Raw genomic sequence first — 22,025 nt, forward strand, 5'->3', positions numbered from 1 at the left:
AATACAAGTAATACATGACCAGCTTCTTTACCTTGTACACTCATAGAGGTTCTAAAAGAAATGTTTAATGAAGGTATATCAATTTTCTTTATAACATCCTTGTAGTATGTTATTGGTAAAATTGATTTACCTTCATATTGATTAGAGAAGCTTTTTATACCTTCTCTAAGGGAGTTTATGTCTTTGAATTATTTGACATGGATATTTTATACAAAAAAGAGCGAGTGCTCTTGTTAATTAATATTCTTCATTTATGTCAAAATCTAACAAACCGTTTCATGTTCAAAAGAAATCCATTGACTTATGTATCCTTCAATTTATTTTATTAATTGAAGAAGTGTATGTTAAAATTTCCATTAATTTATCAAAAATATTTTCTAAACGTTGCTCAAATTTTGAATTTTTGATTCCATTTAAAAATGCACTTGTTCAAGATTTGTATTGAGATAAAGGTATGAATTTCTCTCCTCTATACTCTTCTAACTCATTAGGTATTAAAGAAATTGGAAAGCACAACGCTACTTTTTCCTTTAAATTTATACTACGATTGGTTTCTGAAATAATACCCAACCTGCTCAAGTATTCATTAGATTTAGAAGGCGAGTTGGGTTGTTTGGTATCGCAGCTCAAAACTTCATTTACAGTCAGTCAAGAAATAAAACTTGTTATTCTATGCATTAATTTGGTCAATGCATAATCTCTCTTTGACATTTGTTGGAGTAAGATAATTTATCAATTAGAATTAAATCTCCTAATTGGTGCTTAATTTTAGCTCATTCCTTACACTAAAACAACTAAAGAAAAGGCCCACAAATGAACACAGAAAGATAAAGTGGGTTCCAAAGAAAAAAGCCACTTTTTTATGTCTAAGCAATTATCGGAATTTTATCTATGATATAAGAAAATTTATTTTTGTTATTCTTTTAAAGTTTTTTTAATACTATTATCATTCTTGATGATACACTTTATAAAAATTTAAGGAGCAACTCAGAAAGATTAAAAGGAGTATAATTAATTATGCATAAATAGAAAAAAATCGAAAATTAAGGAGACATAAATGAGTGTTTTATTTATTATATTATTAATTGTATTTTCATTGCCTTGTATAATTGGATCATTTATATACGCTTGTGTCACAAGTCACACAAAAGTAAGTGTACTTACAGTTGTTTTGTTATTGTTATTTGGTGCTGTCATAAGCGTTATTATATATTTGATTAGGGTAGAAAATAACGCTAATAAAGCGACCGACTCAAATGAAGTAAAAAAAGATGGAAATAAAGTTGAAACAATAGATGTTGATGCTGAAATTCAGGAAGTTCAAAAATTATTAGATAAGGACATGATTAATGAAGAAGAAAGTGGTTTAATGGTTCAAGAAATTATGAAAAGATAAGAGTTAGAAGCCAAAGAAAAAGAAGAATTTAATGCAATCCAGGCCAAAGAAAAAGAAAAAGAAATCCAGGCCAAAGAAAAAGAAAAAGAAGCCAAAGAAAAAGAAATCCAGGCCAAAGAAAAAGAAGAATTATTAAAAGAATTTGAGATACTGGATAAACTGCTGGAAGAAAAAGTTATAACTCAAAAAGAGTATGACAACACTAAAGTAAATCTACTTCAACAATTTGTTAAAGCTAAATAATCACTTACATAACTAATTGGATAAAGTTGAAGAAATAGAATCAAACACATAAACATAAAGCAAATTCCAAATAATGGTGTTCGCTTTTTATTTATGCATTTTAAGGAATTTTTTATTTTTAACTAAAAAACATATATGTATATGAGGAGGTGCAAAATGATAACACAATCAACAACTAAAAAATATGTTTCAACATACTTTCTAGAAAATCAAAAAGTTGAAAGCGGATTCTTCATATTTAAAAATCAATTAAATAACGGAGTGAAATTTTGATGTTAAAGATGGAGTTGCTAAATTTCATAAAAACATTTCTGAATAAAAATTAGGGATCACAAATGAAACTATATTAGGATAAAAAATTAAGGCACGACTCGGAAAGGGTTGTGTCTTTTATGAAACATTATAAATTTAAAGATAAATTGTGGGCATTAAAACAATTGGATACCGGTAGAAACAAGAGATCAGTCGCTCTTGAGTTTTACTATAACCATTTAGAAAGATATAGAGATAAAGGAAATAAAACTAGAAAAAGAAAAGGTAGACCCAAAGAGATAAGTATTAACGACTTAAACCCTAATGATAGAGAAGTTTACCAAAAAATCATTAATGGTATATTAAAGGATCACAATATATCAAGGCATGAAATCACTGAACGTATCAAGAAGGAAAAAAGAGAATATCGAAAATATTAAAGATTTAACTGGAATTTAATTCCAAAATTCACACAAGTAATGTCGTTTTATTTATTAAGAACATACAATTAGTACAAAGAAATAAATTCCTGGGGTGGAGTTTATTTCTTTTATTTTTTTAATATTTTTTCTAATGAATATAACTCTTTAAATTTTAGCATTTCAGCATTATATTAATCTTTCTTGACTAGGTTTACTTGTAATAAGTCTTCTAAGTAGAATATATCAACCATTTTCTTATTTTGCTAAAAAGAAACTTATAGATAACAAATATTTTAATTCAGAAGTTATATCGTTGAAGAGTATATGGGATCAATATTGAGTAGTTTGGGAGGTGGCTTTATTTATGTGGTGATAATTTTTAAGTCCATACAAAAAAAGCGCCCTACTTGAATTTTATTTCTAAGCATTGCACTTTTAATTTAAATTATTCCTTTTTTTCATAATTTCTTATATACATATTCGCGATATTTATTATCGCTTTCTTCGGAAATTCTTGCACCAACTTTATATACGCTTTCTTCAAACATTTCCTTTGCAAGGAAAGGCTTGTTTTCTTCTTCAAAATTTTCATCGTTATAAGTGTTCATTTTGTCCAATTTTTTTAAATCATCTTGTGATATTTCAAACTCAAGGATCTTAAAATTATCTTTTGTTCTTTGGGGGCTTGAACTTCTTGCAAGAATTATGTAACCATTTTGCTTCGAGTAAGCTAATAAAATCATTGCTGGACTTGTGTTGTATTTTTTAGATAATTCTTCAATAAATTCTCTTTGTTTGCTATCAAAAGTAAATAGAGGATTGGGTAGGTTATTATAAAAAGGTTTCAGTGAGGAATACCCCATTAAAACAATGCCCTTATCCTTGCAAAACTTTTCTAATTGATTAAGTCTTGCTTTAACGGAGCAAATGATTTGGTTGTACTCTGGATAAACACCGGTTTCTTCTTTAATTCTTTCAATCTGTGAAATGTTGAAATTAGAAACTCCTATATGTCTAACAAGACCTTCCTCTTTTGCTCTTAACAATTCTTTAAAAGCTCTTAAGTTAATTTCTTCTGTGCTCATTCCATGAAGTAAGATGGCATCAACATACTTAGTTTGTAACTTCTTAAGTGAGTGCTTTATAGATTCGTAAGTATGATACTTCAAGTTAACTATTGATATTTTTGTTGTAATTCAATATTCTTCCCTTGCTACGCCACTTTTTTTCAGGGCTTCCCCTAGTAATTCCTCATTAAAATAATTTTGTGCAGTGTCGAAATGTTTATATCCAGAATCAAGAGCTGATTGAATTAAAATATCCATGTTTTCTTGTTCTATTACCCTTGAACTTCCGTATGCTAATTCAGGCATTTTTTTAATCATTTTTATCTCCTTTAAATATTAAAGAAATTATAACATTCGCAAAATGACAAGGTGTTTTTTACAAAGGTGAAATAAGATTTTTCTTAAAATAAATCCCTGGTTAGGAATTTATCTCTTTTGCTTTTTAAGTATTTTTTCTAATGAATATAACTCTCTAAATTTTAGCATTTCAGCGTTATCTTCATCTTTCTTGATTAGGTTTACTTGTAATAAGTCTTCTAAGTAGAATATATCAAGAGTTTTCTTTGCTCTTGATATAGCTACGTTCATGACTCTATAATCAAGTTGATGCTTATAGATATTTAGAATCTTTTTAGATAAAACTAATAATACGTTAGTTTTCTTGCGTAAAATGTTTTAACGCATTCTTGGAGTCGTTTGTATAATCAAGAATTGTTTCCTTTGTGCCTCTTCAGTATATTAACTCAAGTATTTTGTAAGAGAGTCTAATGCATCTTTTTAATGGCAAGAGTGACTTGCTTAAGTTTATTAATTATCTTTATCTCGTTCTTTAACTACTTTTAAAAAATTCACAATAGCATTTAAAGGTATTTCAATTATCCAAAATTTTATATCACCTTGAAGTGAGTTATATATATCGATTTCCAATGTGATTAACTAAATGAAAATATTGAAGAGAAAGTGGGTTCAAAAGCGTAAAAATTTTAAATTTATCGGTGTAATGAAAGTTCTGAATATCAATCCTAAATACATACAAAATAATATTTTTTAAATTATAATTATTATATGGCAAATTATAATATATACATTGATGAAAGTGGTTCTATAAACCAATTGAAAAAAGGTATTTTTGAAATTGCTTTCATTATTGTTCCGGAAGTAAAGGCAAAGAAAACATCAAGATTTTTCAATAGTAAAATTAAAACTTTTAAAAATCAAAATGGAATCCACAAAAATGTGGAGTTGAAAGCTCATTTTTTAAAAGAAAATAATTTTTTAGATTTTGTTGATCATATTTTTCATACTTTTATTGCCGAAAATAAAATTGTTAGTGCTTATATTGATAATAAGAATATTATTTCTTCTCACAACAATGCAAATGCAAGATTTTTTCATATGATAGAAATGATTATTGAAAGATCAATTTCGCGAAAATATATTCAACCTAATGACTCTATAAAAATCATCGCTGATAATCGAAATAATATATCGGGTATGATAAAAAAACTTAAGACTAATTCTTTGAAAAAATGAGGTGTAGGAATTTCAGAATTTAATTTTTGTGATTCAAAAACAAATACAATGATACAAGTTGCAGATATAATTTCTTTTAAATGTAATAGGATTATTATCAATTCGCTAGTAAAAGGTATCAAGACACCTTCAATACCTAACGTTTCAATTAGGCAAGTCTTTTATTAAATTTACATTATAAATATGATATACTTTTATTAGAGTGGTAAGACAATATAAATTGGGAATTTCCTAATCGTAATCTAAGTACGAAATTTATATTGCGCCTCTTTTTTTATTTGCGTTTTTTATAGTTTTAATCATATTTTCCACAATTATTTTAACTGCTAAATATATCGTGGTAAGTTATAACACTCCTTTTACCAGCATTTGATTAGTGGATAAATAAACCAATTATCACTTTTCTCATATATTGGTAAATATGATAAAATATAAGTATGAACAATAAAGTAATTTTGCCATTGGCATCACAAATAAATATTGCAATAAGCGATAAACAGATATCTTTTCTTTTAGATAAACTTCAAAAGATAAGTTATTTAGAAGGTAAGATAGAAAATCAAGGCCTTGATATCGCGCCTAATGTATTAGCTATTTCATTATTAGAAAGAGAAGGTATTGATTCTTCTATTATTGAAGGAACACAAACCAATCATGAAGAAATGTATTATGACATTAGTGAAGGCATTAATGATAAATACAGTTGGGAAGTTCGTAATTTAATTAATCTTTATAAAAGTAGCTTTAGAGACTTTAACGATGAGATTATGGATTTTACAATTGAAGACTTGCAAGCATTGCATCGTGACTTATATAAAAGAGATATCGATAATTTTGAAACTACTTATGATCCAATCGAAGTAATTAAATCCGTTAAACCTGGAAAAATAATTGTGAATGATTCTAAACCTAACTGAATAGGTCCTGTAGGTAAAGGGATTGAACAAGCATCACTAATTTTATTAAAACCCTCACAAAAGAAAAAGTATTTAGAAGATCTTTTTGAACTAGTGAGAAGTAATAAAGGTGTTAAATCTCTATCAACGGTAATCATATTCCACCCCATATTTGAATCCATTCATCCTTTTGCAGATGGTAATGGAAGAATAGGGAGGCTTATGTTAGTTAATTTATTTAAGTACCTTAAACTAACTAATTACAATTGAATTTTTATATCTGATTTTTGAAAAAACAATAAAGAAGAATACATTCGAGAATTAAGAAAAGTGCAAACAACTAATTCATGAAATGATTGAATTTGCTTCTTTGTTAAATCTTTAAGTGAAACTGTTGATATGGTTTACAATAAATTGAATTCCATCCTTGATTTGTTTATAGGTTATTCGAGAAATAACTTAAGTCAAGCAGAGAAATTATTACTTAAACACTTCTTTAAATATCCAATATTAAATAAAGCTAAGACAATTGCTTATTTGAAAGAAAAAAATGGAATTGCTAATGCAACTGCTTATAGAGCTTTTGACAAGATAACTAATTTATTAAATGTAAGTAATGATGGTAATGTTTATAGATTCAAAAAAATGATTGATATCTTATCTAGTTAACTTAAAATATAGAAAATTAGAAACTTGTTTTTATTAATAAATGAATTTAAAAACTTAACACTTAAAAGAAGAAGTCTTTATAGAAGGCCACTTCTTTTTTTAATCTATTTATAACACTAAAGATATTGTGGTGATTTGAGGGTTGACAAAAAATAAATTCTTGGTTAGCAATTTATTTCTTTTGCTTTTTTAGTATTTTTTCTAATGAAGACAACTCTTTAAATTTTAGTATTTCAGCGTTATATTCATCTTTAAATATTGGATCCATATAACACTTATATTCTTCATTATAAATTGTGTGTAATTGTAATTATCACCAAAACATAAAACTTGTATTTTCTCAATGGTTTGAAATAATATCTAATTAAGATGTTTAAAAGGTTAAAAACCTTCATTTATATCCAAAAAAAGATTTTTGAGGTGAATTAGTAAAATATTTATAATTAGGTCAATATTTTATCTTGGAGAGCATTTTAAGTGAATGTTATTTTTGATACTTGGTTTGTATGCTATAATTCCCATACCATATTTAATAAATAGAAAAAAAGTTTGGTTAAAAAAATAAGGAGGAAGAATGTTTGTAGAAAAATTAAAAAAAGATAAATTCTTTTTAGCGGGATTTATTGCATTAGCATTAGCAGCAATCCTTGGTATAGCACTAGGTGGAGCAACTCTTGGAGCAAGTAAAACAGAAACTCATCAAGGAGTAAGCAATACGACTGTATTTCTGGATTTCTTTAAAAATGATTATCTTTCAAATACACCTGATTGATATTCAACTCATGTTAAGACAGCATTAGCACTTGGAATTATGGCATTATTAGTTGGTGTAATTTCATTAGCTTTAGCAATTGTAGTTTTAGTAAAACCAGAAGCTATGGCGTCTAAAAAGATTTTAATCATGGGTATTGTTATGCTTGTTTTAGCTATTATCCTTGGTGCAATCGCAGTTCAATTTGCAAATGATGTTATGAATTCAGCATGAATAAACGAACAACTTAAAGCACATGCACACACAACAACGCATTAATAAATATTAAAATAAATTCTACACTCAAAAAGGTGTAGTTTTTTATACGTTAAAACAAATGCTGGTAAATTTATTTAAAATACCAAGAGAAAAACTTTTATAAAACAAAACTTTAACACTTCTTTAAATATTCAATATTAAATAAAGATAAAGCAATTACTTATTTTAAAGAAAAAAATCAAGTTGCTAATGCAACTGCTTATAGGTCTTTTGATAAGATAACTAATTTATTAAATGTAAGTAATGATGGGAACGTTTATAGATTCTAAAAAATGATGAATATCTTATCTAGTTAACTTTGAATATTAAAATAAATACCTTCGGACTATTCTATCAATATTATTAAAATGTATTGTATAAGTTATGCAAATAAAAGAAAATATTTTAATTCAGTTTTTTAAAAGGTGTATTTTGTAATTTATTTAAAGAATAATAAATATAATCTATTAAATTAATTACTAATATATAATTGAAATAGCAGGAGCATCTTTTATAACAAGAGATTGAGAAGAATTCTTATTACCGGTTAAGTTAACACTTGCGTCGGGAGCTACTATATATATTGACCTGCTTTTTTTAATACAAAAGGAGGTTTTTATGTCAAAAAAATTCAATACACATTCAATTGCGGAATCTGGTCTCATACTTGCAATAGTAATAATTATTGATATTTCTATGGCTTATGCATTTAGAGCATTATTCCCAGAGGGATGGGCATTCCAGTTGTCATTCATCTTTATTGCAATACTAGCTTTTAGAAGAGGGATAACACATGCAATAATCGTTAATTTTGCAAGGGCTTGGATAGTCGCTGCTGTCTCAGGATCGTTTTTCCCGCCAACTGCAACATACGGAGCATATGGAATTCTTATTTCATTATCGCTTGACTATATAGTTGGATCAATATTCTCAATACTAATAGCTCAATTATTGGTGATGAAAATAAAGAATATAAAGTGGAAATTTATATTATGAATAACTATTGCACTAACTATAAGTTTTATAGCATCATTTATATCTGGTGGATTAGTTTGAGGTGCGTATGCATGACCAGGATGAGGAGCATGAATTTATTCACTAGCATATAACTTTTCTTCTAATTTTGCAGCCTTGGTAGCTACACTAATATTTGCTGCAGTTATTATTAGAGTAAAACCTAATATGTTAGAGAAAGTAAAGGAGAAAACATGGGAATAGTAGAATCATTTATTAAAAGGTATCAACAAGAATGAGATGAGTATACAGAGCATCCAATTGGAAAAGAAATAATGAATGGTACATTAGAACAAGAGCTGTTTGTTCATTATTTAGAACAAGATGCATTATATTTAAAATCATATGGAGAATGTTGGAAGAGATTGGCAGATTTAACTCAAGATTTAGAACTTAAAAAATATTGTTTAGTTCAAGCAAAAGCGGTGCTTGAAGATGAACTTGAAGTTAATGATTTTTATTCTTGTAAAAGTATTGAGAATATAGAACGCTCAGCACCAACAACTAAATATATTGAATTTATGGAAAAATATGCAAAAGAGAATAATTTCAATAAACTCTTCTTTTGTTTGTTGGCATGTTTTATTGGGTATGCTGCATTTGCACAAAAACTTGATAAACATAAGAAACAGAAAAAGTATGAAAAGTGAATTGATATTTATTGTTCAGAAGTATTTTGAGAAAACGCAAAAGTCATAACAAAAATTGCTAATAATCTAGGCAAAAAAATGACCAAAGAAGAAGAACAAGAGGTTGGAGAAATATTCAAAACAACCTTAATATTAGAAAAAGAATTCTTTGATCAAGGAGTATCATGAAAAAAATAGTATTAACAATAGCGGGTTCAGATTCTTCAGGTGGAGCTGGGATACAAGCTGATATAAAATCAATTGAAGCAAATGGTTCATTTGCAATGAGTGTCATAACTATGATAACTTCTCAAAATTCTCATGAAATTAGAAGTGTGCAACAGATTGACTTGAATGTCATTGAAGATCAAATTGATGTATTGTTTGAAGATTACAATATAGAAGCTATAAAAATAGGGGCTCTGCTAAATAAAGATGTAATTAAATTAGTTGCAAGAAAACTTAAAGAACACAAAGGCAAGAAGATAATTCTAGATCCTGTCATGATTTCAAAAAGCAAGGAAAAATTATTAAAAGATGATTCAGTTGAAACTTTAAGGGTAGAATTTTCAAAAATAACAACTTTAATTACACCTAATATTCCTGAAACAGAAATATTAATTGGAAAAGAAATTAATACAGTTGAAGATATGATAGAGGCCTCATTTATATTACAAAAATATGGTTACAAAAATGTATTAATTAAAGGCGGTCACCTTGAAGGAAAAGATATGATAGATATCTTAAACTTAGAAGGTCAAAAGGTTATAAAAATTAAAAATGCAAAAATTGATACTAAAGATACACATGGTACTGGTTGCACCTTGTCAAGTGCTATTGCTTCAATACATTCAAGAAATGAAAATCTTAGAGAAAGTGTTGAAGAAGCAATTGAATACACTCAAGTTGGTATTAAAAATGCATTAAGAATAGGAAAAGGAAGTGGTCCATTAAATCACTTTGTTGAAAGGAAATAAGATGAAAAAAATACAAGAAAATAAACCTCTAGTTACTAATATTGCTAATATAGTTACTGCAAACCAATGTGCTAATGCACTATTGGCAATAGGTGCATCACCTGTTATGTCCCAAGAGTTATCTGACTTAAAAGAATTAACTAATATTTCTAATTCTTTAGTTATAAATATTGGAACTGTAAGAAAAGAAGAGTATCAAATGATTTTAGAACTTGTAAAATATGCTAATCAAATAAAAAAACCCGTTATTTTAGATCCAGTAGGTTCGGGTGCAACAACATTTAGAACTAATTTAGCTAAAGAAATAGCTAAAATCGGAACAACAATTATAAAAGGTAATGCTTCAGAAATTCTTTCGCTAAATTACGAATCAAATACAAGAGGAGTTGATTCAAATGATGATATTTCTGACCTAGAAAAAATAAAGAATATCTCAAAGAAATATAACACCGTTTTATTAGTTACTGGTAAGACAGATTTTGTAGTTGAAAATAATGAAGTGTTGGAAATTAACGGTGGACATCAAAACATGACTTTAAAAACTGGTATTGGTTGTATGGGAGCATCACTTTTAGGTGCGTTTAGTTCTATATTCCCTCCTAAAACAGCAAGTGAAAAACTATCTAAAATGATGAAAAAAATGGGTAATGAAATATTTAGTGAAAAGGTACCAACTTATGAAGAAATTTATAGTTGAATATTAGACTATGAAGAATAATATTTATTTGGTAACCGACCCAAGAGAAAATCTATTGGAAGTTGTTGAAGAGTGTTGTAAGAATAATATATTTGCTGTTCAACTAAGAGATAAAGAATGTAGCGATGAAAGTTTTGTCGAACAAGCTAAAAAGATTTATTCATTGTGTCAAGAATACGGGGTTAAATTTTTCATAAACGATAGGGTTCACTTATTAGATAAGATAGAATGTGATGGGGTGCATATTGGTCAAGAAGATGAAGGTATTAAAAAGGTAAAAAGATATTTCCCTAATTTAGAAGTTGGGGTATCATGTCACAATTTAAAAGAAGCAAAAGAAGCTGACGAATGTGGTGCTGATTATCTAGGTGTGGGAGCTATGTTTCCAACAAATACAAAACATGATGCAACAATTGTTTCAAAGAGTGAGTTAAACAATATGCAAGATTACAATCAAAAAATTATCATTATTGGTGGAATCAATAATCTAAACATTAATGAAATACCAAAAGGCGATTACGAATATATTGCTGTTTCAAGTTACCTATTGGATGCAGGAAATATTAGTGTGGCAATAGATAAATTGATAAATAAATAATAAGTATTTTAAAGACGGTTAAAATTACACAATTAATGTGTATTTTTTTATTCTTTAATAGGCAATAAAATATATATTTCTTATTCTTGAATAATAAACAATTAGTATGAAGGAAATTACTAGCATATAATTATTTACTTTTAAGATTTTATCTTTAGAATATAATTCTTCAAATTCCAATATTGTCTTCAGCTTTTTAATAATAGAGTCTAAGTAAAATGTATTAAGTGTTCTATTTGTTATTGAAATAGATACATCCAATTCTATTTTCAATCTGGGCATTAAAAAAGTTTCGAATCTTTTTGCATAAAATAAACAGCATATTGTTTTAATTTGCTAGTATGTATTGATGTTGATAAATGCTCATGAACGATATTGAATGGCACGATACTAATAAGTTATTTTAAAGTCTATGATATTCAATTTGGAGGAGAATGCTTGAATATGTTTTATATATTTAGAATTAAAATTCAAAACTATTTTTAAAATAAAAATTCTCTTTATAAAACAACTATAATTAAAGAAATATAAACTTAGTAATTTTACTAAGAATAGCAACTAAGTACTTATGTGCATTTGCTAAAATAACGTAAATATTTTTTTAAAATGGAATGAGGTAAAGATGAGTATTGAAAAATGAAATGAATGATTAAAAAAAATTAATTTTGAAAAAACATCCAATTGAATTAAAAAAGAAAATATTGAAAATGGTGAAGTGATTTTATCGCCATATAACCTTTTTAAAATTGAAAGTCCATTTTATGTCTTCATGTCTGAAGAAGGTGAAACGTATTATGTTAAATCACTTAAATGGGATAAACTATTTGATAAAAATGGTGAACCAAAAAATGCAAAATTCTATTTTTGATCTAATAAGATTTATACACATGGATATAAATTATCTTCCACTTCTAAAAAAACTAAAAAAAGTAACGAGCCAAATTCCAATAAAATAAATAGCCCTGAACTTCAAGAAAAGTTAGTTGATTGAATCGCACATATAGAAAGAGAAAATCTAACTCAAAACTTAGAAGAAAACTCTTTAGAGCATGGTTCTATTTTAGAATATTCTCCATTTCAATTTAAGGAAGTGAAAGACAATAGACTTTACTTAAGAACGCATGGGATGATGGAAGTATATATTCCAATATTTATGATAGCTTTTTATAATAATGGACTTAAAAAGCAACTTGAAGAAGGTACAAATTCAACAAAATATTTAGCAAAATTAAAGACAGAAGAAAATACTTATAGGCTTATTTCTAAAACTGCATTCCAAAGACTTGAAACTAATGCATCTGGTGAGCAAAAAACTAAAGAAATAAAAATTGACAACCAACAAAAAAGTCATACCAATAATATTTGAGGTGTTGAAAGTAATTCCAATTTTTTAAGTTTTGATTTAGACACTTCTCAAAAAGAAGCACATGATAAATCTATTGATAATAAGTTTTCAATTATAAATGGATATGCAGGAACCGGTAAAAGTGTTGTTGTTAAAATGATTTCTAACACTCTTGAAGCTGATGGATGAATTGTATCAAGACTTTCACCCACAGGAAGAGCGGCACAACTTATCAATGGAAAAACAATTCATTCATGACTTGAGCCAATAGTTAAAAAAGTATCTAATGGTCAATTTGAAATGGATGGTTTCTCTAAAACTATGATGGAGGAGAAAGAGTGTTTAATAATCGATGAAGCCTCTATGATTGATAATGAAATTTGACATGAAATAATACGGGTTTGAAATAATTCAAAAACAATAATTGATAAAAAAATTATCTTAGTAGGAGACGAAGGACAATTAGAACCAGTAGGGGATGGAACTCCGTTTCTTGATTATATAAATAAAGACACTACACCAATTACTAATTTGAAGATATTGCACAGAAATAAAGATAATGCAAAAATGTCTATTTTTGCTGAAGAAGTTCGTAAAAACGGAAGAATAAATAGATCTCAAGCAACTGATTCAATTGTCTTTATAACTGAAGAAGAAGCTGTGGATAAAGTTATAAATGAATCGTTGCAAATGATAACTCCCAAAAGGAATGGTTATATAGGTAGTTTAGAAATTAATAGAAAAATTAAAAACAAGATGCATAAAGATGATTTAGAACCTGTATTTTTTACTTACATTTGACAACAAAAACCACAATCAAGTTATTGGGATAGAGTTCCAGATACTCCTGTTCATATAAACGATAAGATTATTGTGATTAAAAATATGTGAGAATGGAATATCACAAACGGAACAACTGGAATTTTTATTGGAGAAGAAAAAATAAAATTATACAATCACGGAACTAAACAATATTCTAAAAATAAGATGTGTTATAAATTTATGAATCCTGAAACTAAAAAAATATTTTACCTTCCACAAAATATAAATACAAAAATAAAACTCGAACTTGCATATGCAATTACTATTCATAAAGCACAAGGATCCGAATATGATTCTTTAATTCTATTTTTAAATGGACAATTTGTAAATAAAAAAATGTTATACACTGCCGTGACAAGAGCTAAGAAATTACTGTATATAGTACCTTAGAAAAATAGATGTTGCCTCACTAATTGTGATTTAAATTCTAATACTTTTATTGTTATAAATAGGTGTATAAAATTACATAGAAAAATCCAAGTATAGCAACTTGTTTTTTATTTAAGTTTTTATAAATTTACTCCTTTTCAAAAGCATGGCTTCCGCTATTTCTCTTAATATAAAAATTATTATACTAAAGTATATTGAAATCATTTTCATGGGTTATTTTAGTTTATTATGTTTTTGTTGTTTTTTTAAGCTATGGTAATATAATTTATTTATGAAAATGAAAAAAATAACAAAAAAGATATGGATATATGCAATTAACTTTTTAATTGAAGGTATTATGTTTAATGTTGCTTTAGCATTTGCAATAGTTGCATTAGTGTATAAAAATCAAGGTTTTGGTACTTGGGCAATAGTTGCAGTAAGTACTGCCGCAATATGATTATCAGAACTAATATTTAAGCATATTATGTGAATGAATATGTCAAAAATTGAAAGAGCACTATACTTAGCTATAAGAAAACATGGTAAAAAGATTATAGAAATTACTTCTTCTGAAATTAAGTCTAATGGTCAAACTGATATTCATGAAGTGTTAACAGATGTAGATAATGGTCTTGAAGTTCAAATGATTATTAATGGTGCAGGAACATTTATTAATGCATTTATAGGATTCAAATGATTTATTTATGCAAAACAATTCCATGATAGCCATTCATCATTTGAATATATAACAAATTAAAGGATAACACAGGAAAAACTGCCTGTGTTTTTAAATTGCTTATCATGATATCTAGGCCAGTTATTTTTTATGATGTACTAAATACCATTGTGAACAAATATTAATTGTAGTTACAGTAAGTCTTTACCACTTATATTTATGTATAAAACATTTACTTATAGATCAACATTGCTTGCGAATATTAAGTAACTATAAAACTTATTTAATTATTTAAAAGATATCAAACCATGGCTTAAATAATGTAATTACAAGAGAAGGTAGAATAATTAAATTTTTAAAAAACTCCTGCTATAACAAGAGTTTTAAATTTTAACTTATCTTTAATATTTATTAGATAAGTTTTTTATAAGCACAAAGTATGTTAGATACACATTTATTTTGTGTATTTTTCTTTTAATTTTTTATGTTCTTCTTTTGTTATTGATTTGCTTTCAAGTAACTTGTCGATTTTAGCGATTTGCATTTTATTACTATCTTCTCTAAAACTACTTTGATTTTCTATTTTTGGATTATAAGAATATAACCTATTTTTAATATCTTCATTTTGATTTGAAGTAACTTTAATTGCATAAATGATTGCTGCTGCAAGCCCTCCTCATATTATAAGATGTAAAAATATTCTCCCTGTTCTAATCTCTCTATCATTTGTTTTCGTTGCTTTGTAAATACCTCATATCCATAATGCTAAAAATACAATAGTTAATAATACTATCAAAATTGTAAATATTATACCAAGACCACTTGCTGGTTCGCTTCCTGAATCGTACATACGATCTCCTTTATCTCTCTTTTTTAAATTTTATCATACTGGAATATTTGTAAATGTAATTAAAAACTCATTCTCAAATTTAATCACAATAATAATTGGGCTTCTTGTTTTAGTGCACATAGTTTAATACTCAACTTAAAATAAAGGCTTTTCAATCCTTTTTACATAGTCAAAAACTTAAAAGTGTATAATTAATATATAAAAGATATAATTATAACAACAACAAGAAGGAGGCTATATGGCTAAAGACGTAATGGTACAACAAAATGATGATGGAAAGTGACTAGTAAGAACTACAGGTTCACAAAGAGCTCTGAAGTTATTTTTAACACAAAAAGAAGCATCTGAATATGGGAAGCTTCTTGCCAAAAAAAATCAGTCTGAATTTAGAATGAAAGACAAAAAAGGAAAAGTTAGAGAAACAATTTCTTATAAAAAATAACATGCCTATTGTAAGGTATGTTTTTTAATGCAATATAAAATTGCATAAAAAAATAACACCATGTAAGTTGGTGTCATAATTTTATTTAATCACCTTCATGTAATAATTTAGTAATTCCATCAGCAAGCGTTTTATTGATAACTTGAATTTTTGGTAAAAGCTCTTTGCTAATTTTTTCTGTTATTCCATCTTGCGTAGTTCCTTTTTTAATCTTAACTAAATCTTTACCAATCTTAATTATAATATCTTTTGCAACTGGCTCATCTACACCTGCAGTCTCTGGTGAAGTTGATGTGGATAATGATGAGGCCAATTTTTGTTGAAATTCAATTACTGTTGTTTTTGATGTAATTTCAAAGTCAAATTTACTTGTTGAAGTATCTGTTCCTGTGTTTGTTCCTGTACTTGTTCCTGTACTTTTTCCTGTATTTGTTCCTGTATTTGATCCAGTACTTGTTCCGGTGTTTGTTCCATCCCCAGCACTTGTTCCAGTGTTTGTTCCTGCTGCTGAACTAGTATTTTTTCCAGTATTTGTTTTAGTTGAATCATCTTCTTTTGAGTTACCTCCACAAGATACTACTGCTGCTACTGGTAATGTAACAACTGCTGCAGTTGCTAACATTCCAAGTGTCATTTTTTTAGTTAATTTCATAATATTCCCCTTATTTTATTAATGCGTTTAGTGGCATAAACACTAATTATATTATATGGATAAAATGACACGGATGAAAAAATAAGTGCATAATTTTATTTATTTAATAATTCTTAAATGTATTTAGGAATAATAAATAATTCTGCCCATCAATATTATTTGCGATATAAATATTCCTTGGATAAATTTATAAAATGATGAATTTTGCATAAAAAAATAACACCATGTAAGTTGATGTCATAATTTTATTAACTAAGCATGTGAGCTTAACTTAGTAATTTCATCAGCAAGTGTTTTATTGATAACTTGAATTTTTGGGAAAAGTTCATTTTGTAATTTTAACCCTACTTTTGCTGAGTCAGCTCCTTTTTCAATCTTAACTAAATCTTTACCAATCTTAATTACAAAGTCACTTGCAATTGGTCCTGATGCAGCCATTAAAGGCATTAATTTATTTTTAAATTCATCTATTGTTGTTTTTGATGTAATTTCAAAGTCAAATTTATCTGTTGAAGTATTTGATCCTGTGTTTGTTCCTGTTCCTGTAGTTGAACCGGTATTTGTTCCTGTTCCTGTAGTTGAACCTGTGTTTGTTCCTGTTGAGCCATTTTTTGAGTTATCTTTTGAATCGTCTCCACAAGATACTACTGCTGCTACTGGTAATGTAACAACTGCTGCAGTTGCTAACATTCCTAGTGTCATTTTTCTAGTTAATTTCATAATATATCTCCTATTTTTATTTAATATTTTTAGTGTTATAAGCACTCATTCTATTATATAGATAAAAATATTTTTTGAATTATTTTTTATTTTTAGGATTGCAATTAACCAATGAACTTATGTTATTTAAGTAGTTCTTTAATTTTAATTGGCTTATAGTTATGTAATTCCCCTATTGCATTAAAGTGCCTATTTGAAGTTTGGATTAAGTCACAAAGAGTTCCGTTGTGAATATGGCCATGAATATTTATAAAATCATTTATTAATTCAACAATTGGTTCATGGGAAAAAATTATATTGTCTATTTGAAATTTATCTGATCCAATATCTGTAAAGCCTGCTTCATAGAATAAATTTTTGTTAAATTCACGATCGTAGTTACCGGTAACAATGATTTTTTTACCATTTAATTTTTTTACTTGCATTCAACGAGTTTTTAAATCACTATCATTATCCCCATTTTTATTTCCAATAACATCACCAAGATGTATTACAATGTCATCTTTTTTAACAACTGAATTTCATTGTTTAATTATGTATTGATCCATTTCTTCAACTGTTTTAAAGTTTGTTCTTGTGAAGTTAATTAAGCGCTTATCTCCAAAGTGTGTATCTGAAGTAACAAATACCTCTCCAAGTTTTTTATTATTCATGATAACCTCCATTAATAGTTACTACTTGAATTATATAACTTTTACAATTTAAAAGAGTTTTAAAAGACATAATTATTCATGTTATTTTATAATTTTCTTAATTATTAGGTTATTACATAGTATAGAGAGTATATATACATAGTATTAATACTATGTATATATACTCTCTATACTATGTAATAAGAATGTGTTATAATTAGTTTATGAGTAAATACAATAATCTTCCAAAAGAGTCAGTGGTAACAAAAGCATCAGCCTTATCAGTCCAAGGTTTTATTTCTTTTTCTCCAGAAAAAGTTCAATTGGAAATGAAACAAGGCACTAATACTTCAAATGAGGCGTATAAAAAATATAAAATAAGTACTCAGAATATACAAACTTTAAATAAGGGCGTTGTTACTGTAGAGGGTTTAAGAATGTATGGTCCTGAAAGATTATTTATACAATTAGAAAAATGTGGTTTAGAAAATACAATTTTTAGCGAAGCTTTAAAAAAACTTTTGGTAGCAATAAATCCATTTAAGGTGGCAAAAATTTATAATGAAATAAAAGGTAAAAGAAGAGGTATTAATACAGAAAGAATTGAAGAATACTTAAAAGATAACCTTCTTAATCTTGAGGATATTCTTGTAGATTTAAGAAGAGATGAAAAAGCTAATTTTTTACGGGAATATATAATATATTTATGCGCAAAAACAAAGGTTCCATTTTTGTTAAAAGGTGGTTCAGCAGTAGAGTTATTTTCAAATATAAAAGGTTCAACTGAAGATATTCATGCGCACTCTGGTTCTGTTGATAATGGTAAAATTTTGGAATTACTGGAAAATAAGGAAAATGAAATATATTTTAAAATATGTGAAAGTTATAAAAACGTTGATTTAAATTCTGAAAAGCCAGTTAAAAAAATTATGTTAAAACCCTTTTCTTTAAAACACAAAATCAAAGATATGATCGCTGATATAGAAGTTCCTATAAGTTTCAACAATACATATAGTTCAACTGAATTAAATGGAATAATTAAAGATTTTGATTTAAAAGCAAGGCAATTAAAAATGATAAAGAAGACTAGTTGTATTTCATTTTCAAGAGAGATGCTAATAGCCGAAAAATTTCAAAGTATAATTTCAAAACCTGAAAACTCTAGAAGAACAAAAGATCTAATTGATTTATTTTTACTTGATAAAGAAGACTTCAATAAACAATTATTCAGAAAATGATTATTTCGGAAATGAGAGAAGCAAAGAAATAGCAAAGCAAAATCTGAAGCAATAGAAATTATTAAGAAGAATCAAACACTAGAATTAATAAAAATAAAAGAAAATTTTGATGCTGCTAAGGAAATGTATGGAGTTGATTTTTCATTCGATCAATGCATTAAAATTTATCAAGAATTAATTAAAGTAGCTCTTTCATAAAAAAGCAATTATTCACCGCTAATTCAAGATGATATAATAATATAAATTATGAAAAAATATACAACAAAAGAGATAACTCAGATTTTAGCTAAAGAAATAACTATGGGTAAATACAAAAGAAATTCAAAACTCCCAAGTGAGGCTCAACTATCAATTAAATATGGTATTTCAAGAGCCATTACCAACAAAGTATTTGCTAACTTAAAGGAAATGGATTTAGTTTATTCCATTGCACATCAAGGATATTTCGTTGCTGAGTGGTTTTCTGGAATAACTACTCCTTATCATTTTAAATACAATATTGATAATGTTGAAATTGAAGAAATTGAAGGTGATATTAAATTAAAAGATTTTATTTTAAGCAGAGATTTAATAATCAAGGGGAAGACTTTTAAAAAAGAAATGTATAGTGATGGTAAAAAAATTATAGTTAGTCAAATATTATGTTCTAAATCATTGACAAGAATGCAAAATTTCTCTATTGAAGATTCAACAACGGATTTTATGAATTTAAGTAAAATCCTTTCTTCAATAACTAAATTTGTTCAGTTCGAAAAAGATGATTGTTTTGGTGAAAAAATGCAATTAATAGAATACAAAATTTATTATGGAAAAGAAGATATTTATGCCATAAGTAGAAATGCTATTTCACATAAATTTTACAAACAAAGTAAAAAAGAAAAACCGTTTTAGAAGTTGTTATGACATGCATTATCTGCATGTTTTTTTAGTTATTATTTTATTGTAGAGGATTCTAGTGAAAGAGGTTATAAATGAACAAAATAGCTATTTTCCATCGTTCAGATGGTACTTACGGATATCAAACACCTGACAACGGATTTCATGTTAGATTAAGAACTGCTAAAGATGATATTAAGAGTGTTGAAATTATATATGGTGATCCTTTTAATTGGGGGCCAGAATCAGATATAAAAAATGCCAGAAATATTTGAAAAAAAGAAGGTGAAAATCTAATTGAAAAATATGAAACTGATGGAGATTTTGATTATTATTCTAAAACAATATACAATTTTAATAAAAGGTTTAAATACTATTTTAAATTAGTTGATAAAGATGATAAAAAATTCTTCTTTGGTGAACAAGGGATAAGAGAATGAAACGAAAATATCGATGGGCATGCACTTGGATTTACATGAGCTTATTCATGTGAGGGTAAGTTAAATATGCCGCCAAAATGATGGACTCAAACTGATTGATATCAAGTTTTCCCAGATAGGTTTGCCTCTTCTAAAAAAGAATTAAAATTTGAAACTGAAGGTCCAGAGCACTTAGAAGTTCTTGGCGGTAATATTCAAGGAATAATCCAAAAATTAGATTACATATTAGAGCTTGGATTCAAAGGTTTATATATTAACCCTATATTCAAAGCAACATCAGCTCATAAATATGACACAATCGATTATATGCAAATAGATCCGCAATTTGGAACTTTAGAAGATTTTAAAGAACTAATTAATAAGTGTCATTCTAGAGGTATGAAGATTATGATTGATGGAGTATTTAATCATAGTGGTTTTGAATTCGAGCCATGACAAGATGTATTAAAAAATAAGGAAAAATCAAAATATAAAGATTGATTTTGAATTAATGACTTTGATAATCTAAAAACAGCTTTTGAGTATGATAAAGAAAAATTTTCTAAAACAAAACCATACGAAACTTTTGGTGACACACCAACTATGCCAAGGATTAATTGAGAAAATAAAGATGTTAAAAACTCCTTTAAAAAAGTAACTGAATTTTGGACAAAAATGGGTATTGATGCATGAAGATTGGATGTCGCAGATGCTCCTTCATTTACATTTTGAAGATTTTTTAGAGACACTGTAAAAAACATAAATAAGGATTGTTCAATCTTGGGTGAAGTTTGATACGACGCATTGCCATTTTTACATGGAGACATGTTTGATTCTTCAATGAATTATCCATTTAGAACAAATATACTAGAAAGTCTAATTTATAAAAATATTGAAATAAAAGATTTCAAGGCTATTTTCACTAAGCAAAAGTATCTTTACTCCAACTATATATCAGCTGGATTATTTACATTAGTTGGTTCTCATGACGTTGATAGAATAACTTCAATTGCAAAAGGAGATAAAGCACTTGTAAGGTCAATATTTTCATTTATGTTTTTAGCACCAGGTTCAATTTCTTTTTATTATGGTGATGAATATAATCAAGTTGGAAGATATGATTCTGATAATAGATACCCAATGGACTTTAGTGATCATACAAATAATAAGACATACAAGTTAATAAAAAAATTGAATAAAATTAGAAGTAAATATAGAGAAGATATTCAAAAAGGTATTAGGTGAGTTGATATTTCTACAAATATACTAGAATTCACTTGAGAAAATGGCAAAAGAATTCTAATTGATATAGAAAATGACGAAGTTCTAATAGATGGTAAGGCAATACTTGCAACAAAATAAGTTATAAAATAATAAAGTTGAATTATTTAGAAATTAAAAGTTTTTTTGATGCATTAAATAAAACTCTATTGTTTTAACGATAAATTAAAGACGGTCCTTTCTGGACTGTCTTTTATATTGTATTTATAATATCAACTACAATCTAATCTCATATTCAAAATATAAGAGGTTATTTTACTTGTTATTACAAGTGAATTGAGTAATTAAAAAATGAGAA

At 27.0% G+C, this 22,025-nt stretch carries 24 protein-coding genes; 17 read left to right on the forward strand and 7 right to left on the reverse strand.

Annotated elements, in window-relative coordinates; genetic code table 4:
- Nucleotides 1–237: 237 nt before the first annotated feature.
- Nucleotides 238–711: a hypothetical protein gene (locus tag C4B24_RS02665; RefSeq protein ID WP_131599097.1), complete on the reverse strand. Its 474-nt coding sequence runs from the start codon at nt 709–711 to the stop codon at nt 238–240.
- A 346-nt stretch (nt 712–1,057) separates the two neighbouring features.
- Between C4B24_RS02665 and C4B24_RS02670 the strand changes: the two genes are divergently transcribed.
- From C4B24_RS02670 to C4B24_RS02675, 3 genes are all read left to right on the forward strand, one after another.
- Entirely contained in the window at nt 1,058–1,396 is a 339-nt protein-coding gene (locus C4B24_RS02670; RefSeq protein ID WP_131599099.1) for a hypothetical protein, read from the forward strand.
- 399 nt (nt 1,397–1,795) lie between these two features.
- Nucleotides 1,796–1,918 carry a hypothetical protein gene (locus tag C4B24_RS05245; RefSeq protein ID WP_272482637.1) on the forward strand — a complete coding sequence of 41 codons (123 nt, stop codon included), beginning with the start codon at nt 1,796–1,798 and terminating at the stop codon, nt 1,916–1,918.
- Between the two features lie 113 nt (nt 1,919–2,031).
- Nucleotides 2,032–2,331 carry a hypothetical protein gene (locus C4B24_RS02675; RefSeq protein ID WP_131599101.1) on the forward strand — a complete coding sequence of 100 codons (300 nt, stop codon included), beginning with the start codon at nt 2,032–2,034 and terminating at the stop codon, nt 2,329–2,331.
- 422 nt (nt 2,332–2,753) lie between these two features.
- Here C4B24_RS02675 and C4B24_RS02680 read toward each other — a convergent pair whose 3' ends face one another.
- Both C4B24_RS02680 and C4B24_RS04955 read right to left on the reverse strand, forming a co-directional pair.
- Complete coding sequence (locus C4B24_RS02680) at nt 2,754–3,698, reverse strand: aldo/keto reductase family protein (protein WP_131599102.1); 945 nt, start codon at nt 3,696–3,698, stop codon at nt 2,754–2,756.
- A gap of 108 nt (nt 3,699–3,806) precedes the next feature.
- A complete protein-coding gene (locus tag C4B24_RS04955; protein WP_168388334.1) occupies nt 3,807–3,968 on the reverse strand; it encodes a hypothetical protein in 162 nt (53 codons plus the stop codon).
- Nucleotides 3,969–4,445: 477 nt separating this feature from the next.
- Here C4B24_RS04955 and C4B24_RS02685 point away from each other — a divergent pair, with 477 nt between their 5' ends.
- From C4B24_RS02685 to C4B24_RS02730, 10 genes are all read left to right on the forward strand, one after another.
- On the forward strand, nt 4,446–5,081 hold the full coding sequence (locus C4B24_RS02685; protein WP_131599104.1) for a DUF3800 domain-containing protein: 636 nt from the start codon (nt 4,446–4,448) through the stop codon (nt 5,079–5,081).
- Between the two features lie 269 nt (nt 5,082–5,350).
- The gene (locus C4B24_RS02690) at nt 5,351–6,478 is read left to right on the forward strand and encodes a Fic family protein (protein WP_131599106.1); all 1,128 of its coding nucleotides are present in this window, start codon (nt 5,351–5,353) and stop codon (nt 6,476–6,478) included.
- 574 nt (nt 6,479–7,052) lie between these two features.
- Entirely contained in the window at nt 7,053–7,508 is a 456-nt protein-coding gene (locus C4B24_RS02695) for a hypothetical protein (RefSeq protein ID WP_131599108.1), read from the forward strand.
- Nucleotides 7,509–8,105: 597 nt separating this feature from the next.
- Nucleotides 8,106–8,705 (forward strand): energy-coupled thiamine transporter ThiT, encoded by a 600-nt coding sequence (locus C4B24_RS02700; RefSeq protein WP_131599110.1) that lies wholly within the window; start codon nt 8,106–8,108, stop codon nt 8,703–8,705.
- Nucleotides 8,696–9,328, forward strand: coding sequence for a TenA family protein (locus C4B24_RS02705; RefSeq protein WP_131599112.1), 633 nt, complete (start codon nt 8,696–8,698; stop codon nt 9,326–9,328). Before C4B24_RS02700 ends, C4B24_RS02705 begins: the two co-directional genes overlap by 10 nt.
- Complete coding sequence (gene thiD / locus C4B24_RS02710; RefSeq protein WP_131599114.1) at nt 9,316–10,107, forward strand: bifunctional hydroxymethylpyrimidine kinase/phosphomethylpyrimidine kinase; 792 nt, start codon at nt 9,316–9,318, stop codon at nt 10,105–10,107. The genes C4B24_RS02705 and thiD overlap by 13 nt, the downstream gene beginning before the upstream one ends.
- Before the next feature lies 1 nt (nt 10,108).
- The gene (gene thiM, locus C4B24_RS02715) at nt 10,109–10,825 is read left to right on the forward strand and encodes a hydroxyethylthiazole kinase (protein WP_131599116.1); all 717 of its coding nucleotides are present in this window, start codon (nt 10,109–10,111) and stop codon (nt 10,823–10,825) included.
- Entirely contained in the window at nt 10,815–11,402 is a 588-nt protein-coding gene (gene thiE, locus C4B24_RS02720) for a thiamine phosphate synthase (RefSeq protein WP_131599118.1), read from the forward strand. The genes thiM and thiE overlap by 11 nt, the downstream gene beginning before the upstream one ends.
- Before the next feature lie 622 nt (nt 11,403–12,024).
- Nucleotides 12,025–13,959, forward strand: coding sequence for an ATP-dependent DNA helicase (locus C4B24_RS02725; RefSeq protein ID WP_131599120.1), 1,935 nt, complete (start codon nt 12,025–12,027; stop codon nt 13,957–13,959).
- 277 nt (nt 13,960–14,236) lie between these two features.
- Entirely contained in the window at nt 14,237–14,698 is a 462-nt protein-coding gene (locus tag C4B24_RS02730; RefSeq protein WP_131599122.1) for a hypothetical protein, read from the forward strand.
- Between the two features lie 373 nt (nt 14,699–15,071).
- Here the strand turns inward: C4B24_RS02730 and C4B24_RS02735 are convergent, their stop codons facing one another.
- The gene (locus C4B24_RS02735; protein WP_131599124.1) at nt 15,072–15,467 is read right to left on the reverse strand and encodes a hypothetical protein; all 396 of its coding nucleotides are present in this window, start codon (nt 15,465–15,467) and stop codon (nt 15,072–15,074) included.
- Nucleotides 15,468–15,705: 238 nt separating this feature from the next.
- Between C4B24_RS02735 and C4B24_RS02740 the strand changes: the two genes are divergently transcribed.
- Nucleotides 15,706–15,909: a DUF2188 domain-containing protein gene (locus tag C4B24_RS02740; protein ID WP_131599126.1), complete on the forward strand. Its 204-nt coding sequence runs from the start codon at nt 15,706–15,708 to the stop codon at nt 15,907–15,909.
- A gap of 85 nt (nt 15,910–15,994) precedes the next feature.
- Here C4B24_RS02740 and C4B24_RS02745 read toward each other — a convergent pair whose 3' ends face one another.
- The 3 genes from C4B24_RS02745 to C4B24_RS02755 all read right to left on the reverse strand — a co-directional run bounded on the left by C4B24_RS02745 (nt 15,995) and on the right by C4B24_RS02755 (nt 17,934).
- Complete coding sequence (locus C4B24_RS02745; RefSeq protein WP_131599128.1) at nt 15,995–16,561, reverse strand: hypothetical protein; 567 nt, start codon at nt 16,559–16,561, stop codon at nt 15,995–15,997.
- 252 nt (nt 16,562–16,813) lie between these two features.
- Complete coding sequence (locus C4B24_RS02750; protein ID WP_131599130.1) at nt 16,814–17,281, reverse strand: hypothetical protein; 468 nt, start codon at nt 17,279–17,281, stop codon at nt 16,814–16,816.
- 122 nt (nt 17,282–17,403) lie between these two features.
- Nucleotides 17,404–17,934 (reverse strand): metallophosphoesterase, encoded by a 531-nt coding sequence (locus C4B24_RS02755; RefSeq protein ID WP_131599131.1) that lies wholly within the window; start codon nt 17,932–17,934, stop codon nt 17,404–17,406.
- Between the two features lie 203 nt (nt 17,935–18,137).
- Between C4B24_RS02755 and C4B24_RS02760 the strand changes: the two genes are divergently transcribed.
- The 3 genes from C4B24_RS02760 to C4B24_RS02770 all read left to right on the forward strand — a co-directional run bounded on the left by C4B24_RS02760 (nt 18,138) and on the right by C4B24_RS02770 (nt 21,808).
- Entirely contained in the window at nt 18,138–19,349 is a 1,212-nt protein-coding gene (locus C4B24_RS02760; protein ID WP_131599133.1) for a nucleotidyl transferase AbiEii/AbiGii toxin family protein, read from the forward strand.
- A 48-nt stretch (nt 19,350–19,397) separates the two neighbouring features.
- The gene (locus C4B24_RS02765) at nt 19,398–20,042 is read left to right on the forward strand and encodes a winged helix-turn-helix domain-containing protein (RefSeq protein WP_131599135.1); all 645 of its coding nucleotides are present in this window, start codon (nt 19,398–19,400) and stop codon (nt 20,040–20,042) included.
- Between the two features lie 80 nt (nt 20,043–20,122).
- Nucleotides 20,123–21,808, forward strand: coding sequence for a glycoside hydrolase family 13 protein (locus tag C4B24_RS02770; protein WP_131599137.1), 1,686 nt, complete (start codon nt 20,123–20,125; stop codon nt 21,806–21,808).
- The last annotated feature ends 217 nt before the right edge of the window (nt 21,809–22,025 follow it).

The sequence above is a fragment of the Mycoplasma marinum genome, assembly GCF_004335975.1.
In the GTDB taxonomy this organism is placed as follows: domain Bacteria; phylum Bacillota_I; class Bacilli_A; order Mycoplasmatales; family Metamycoplasmataceae; genus Mycoplasma_K; species Mycoplasma_K marinum.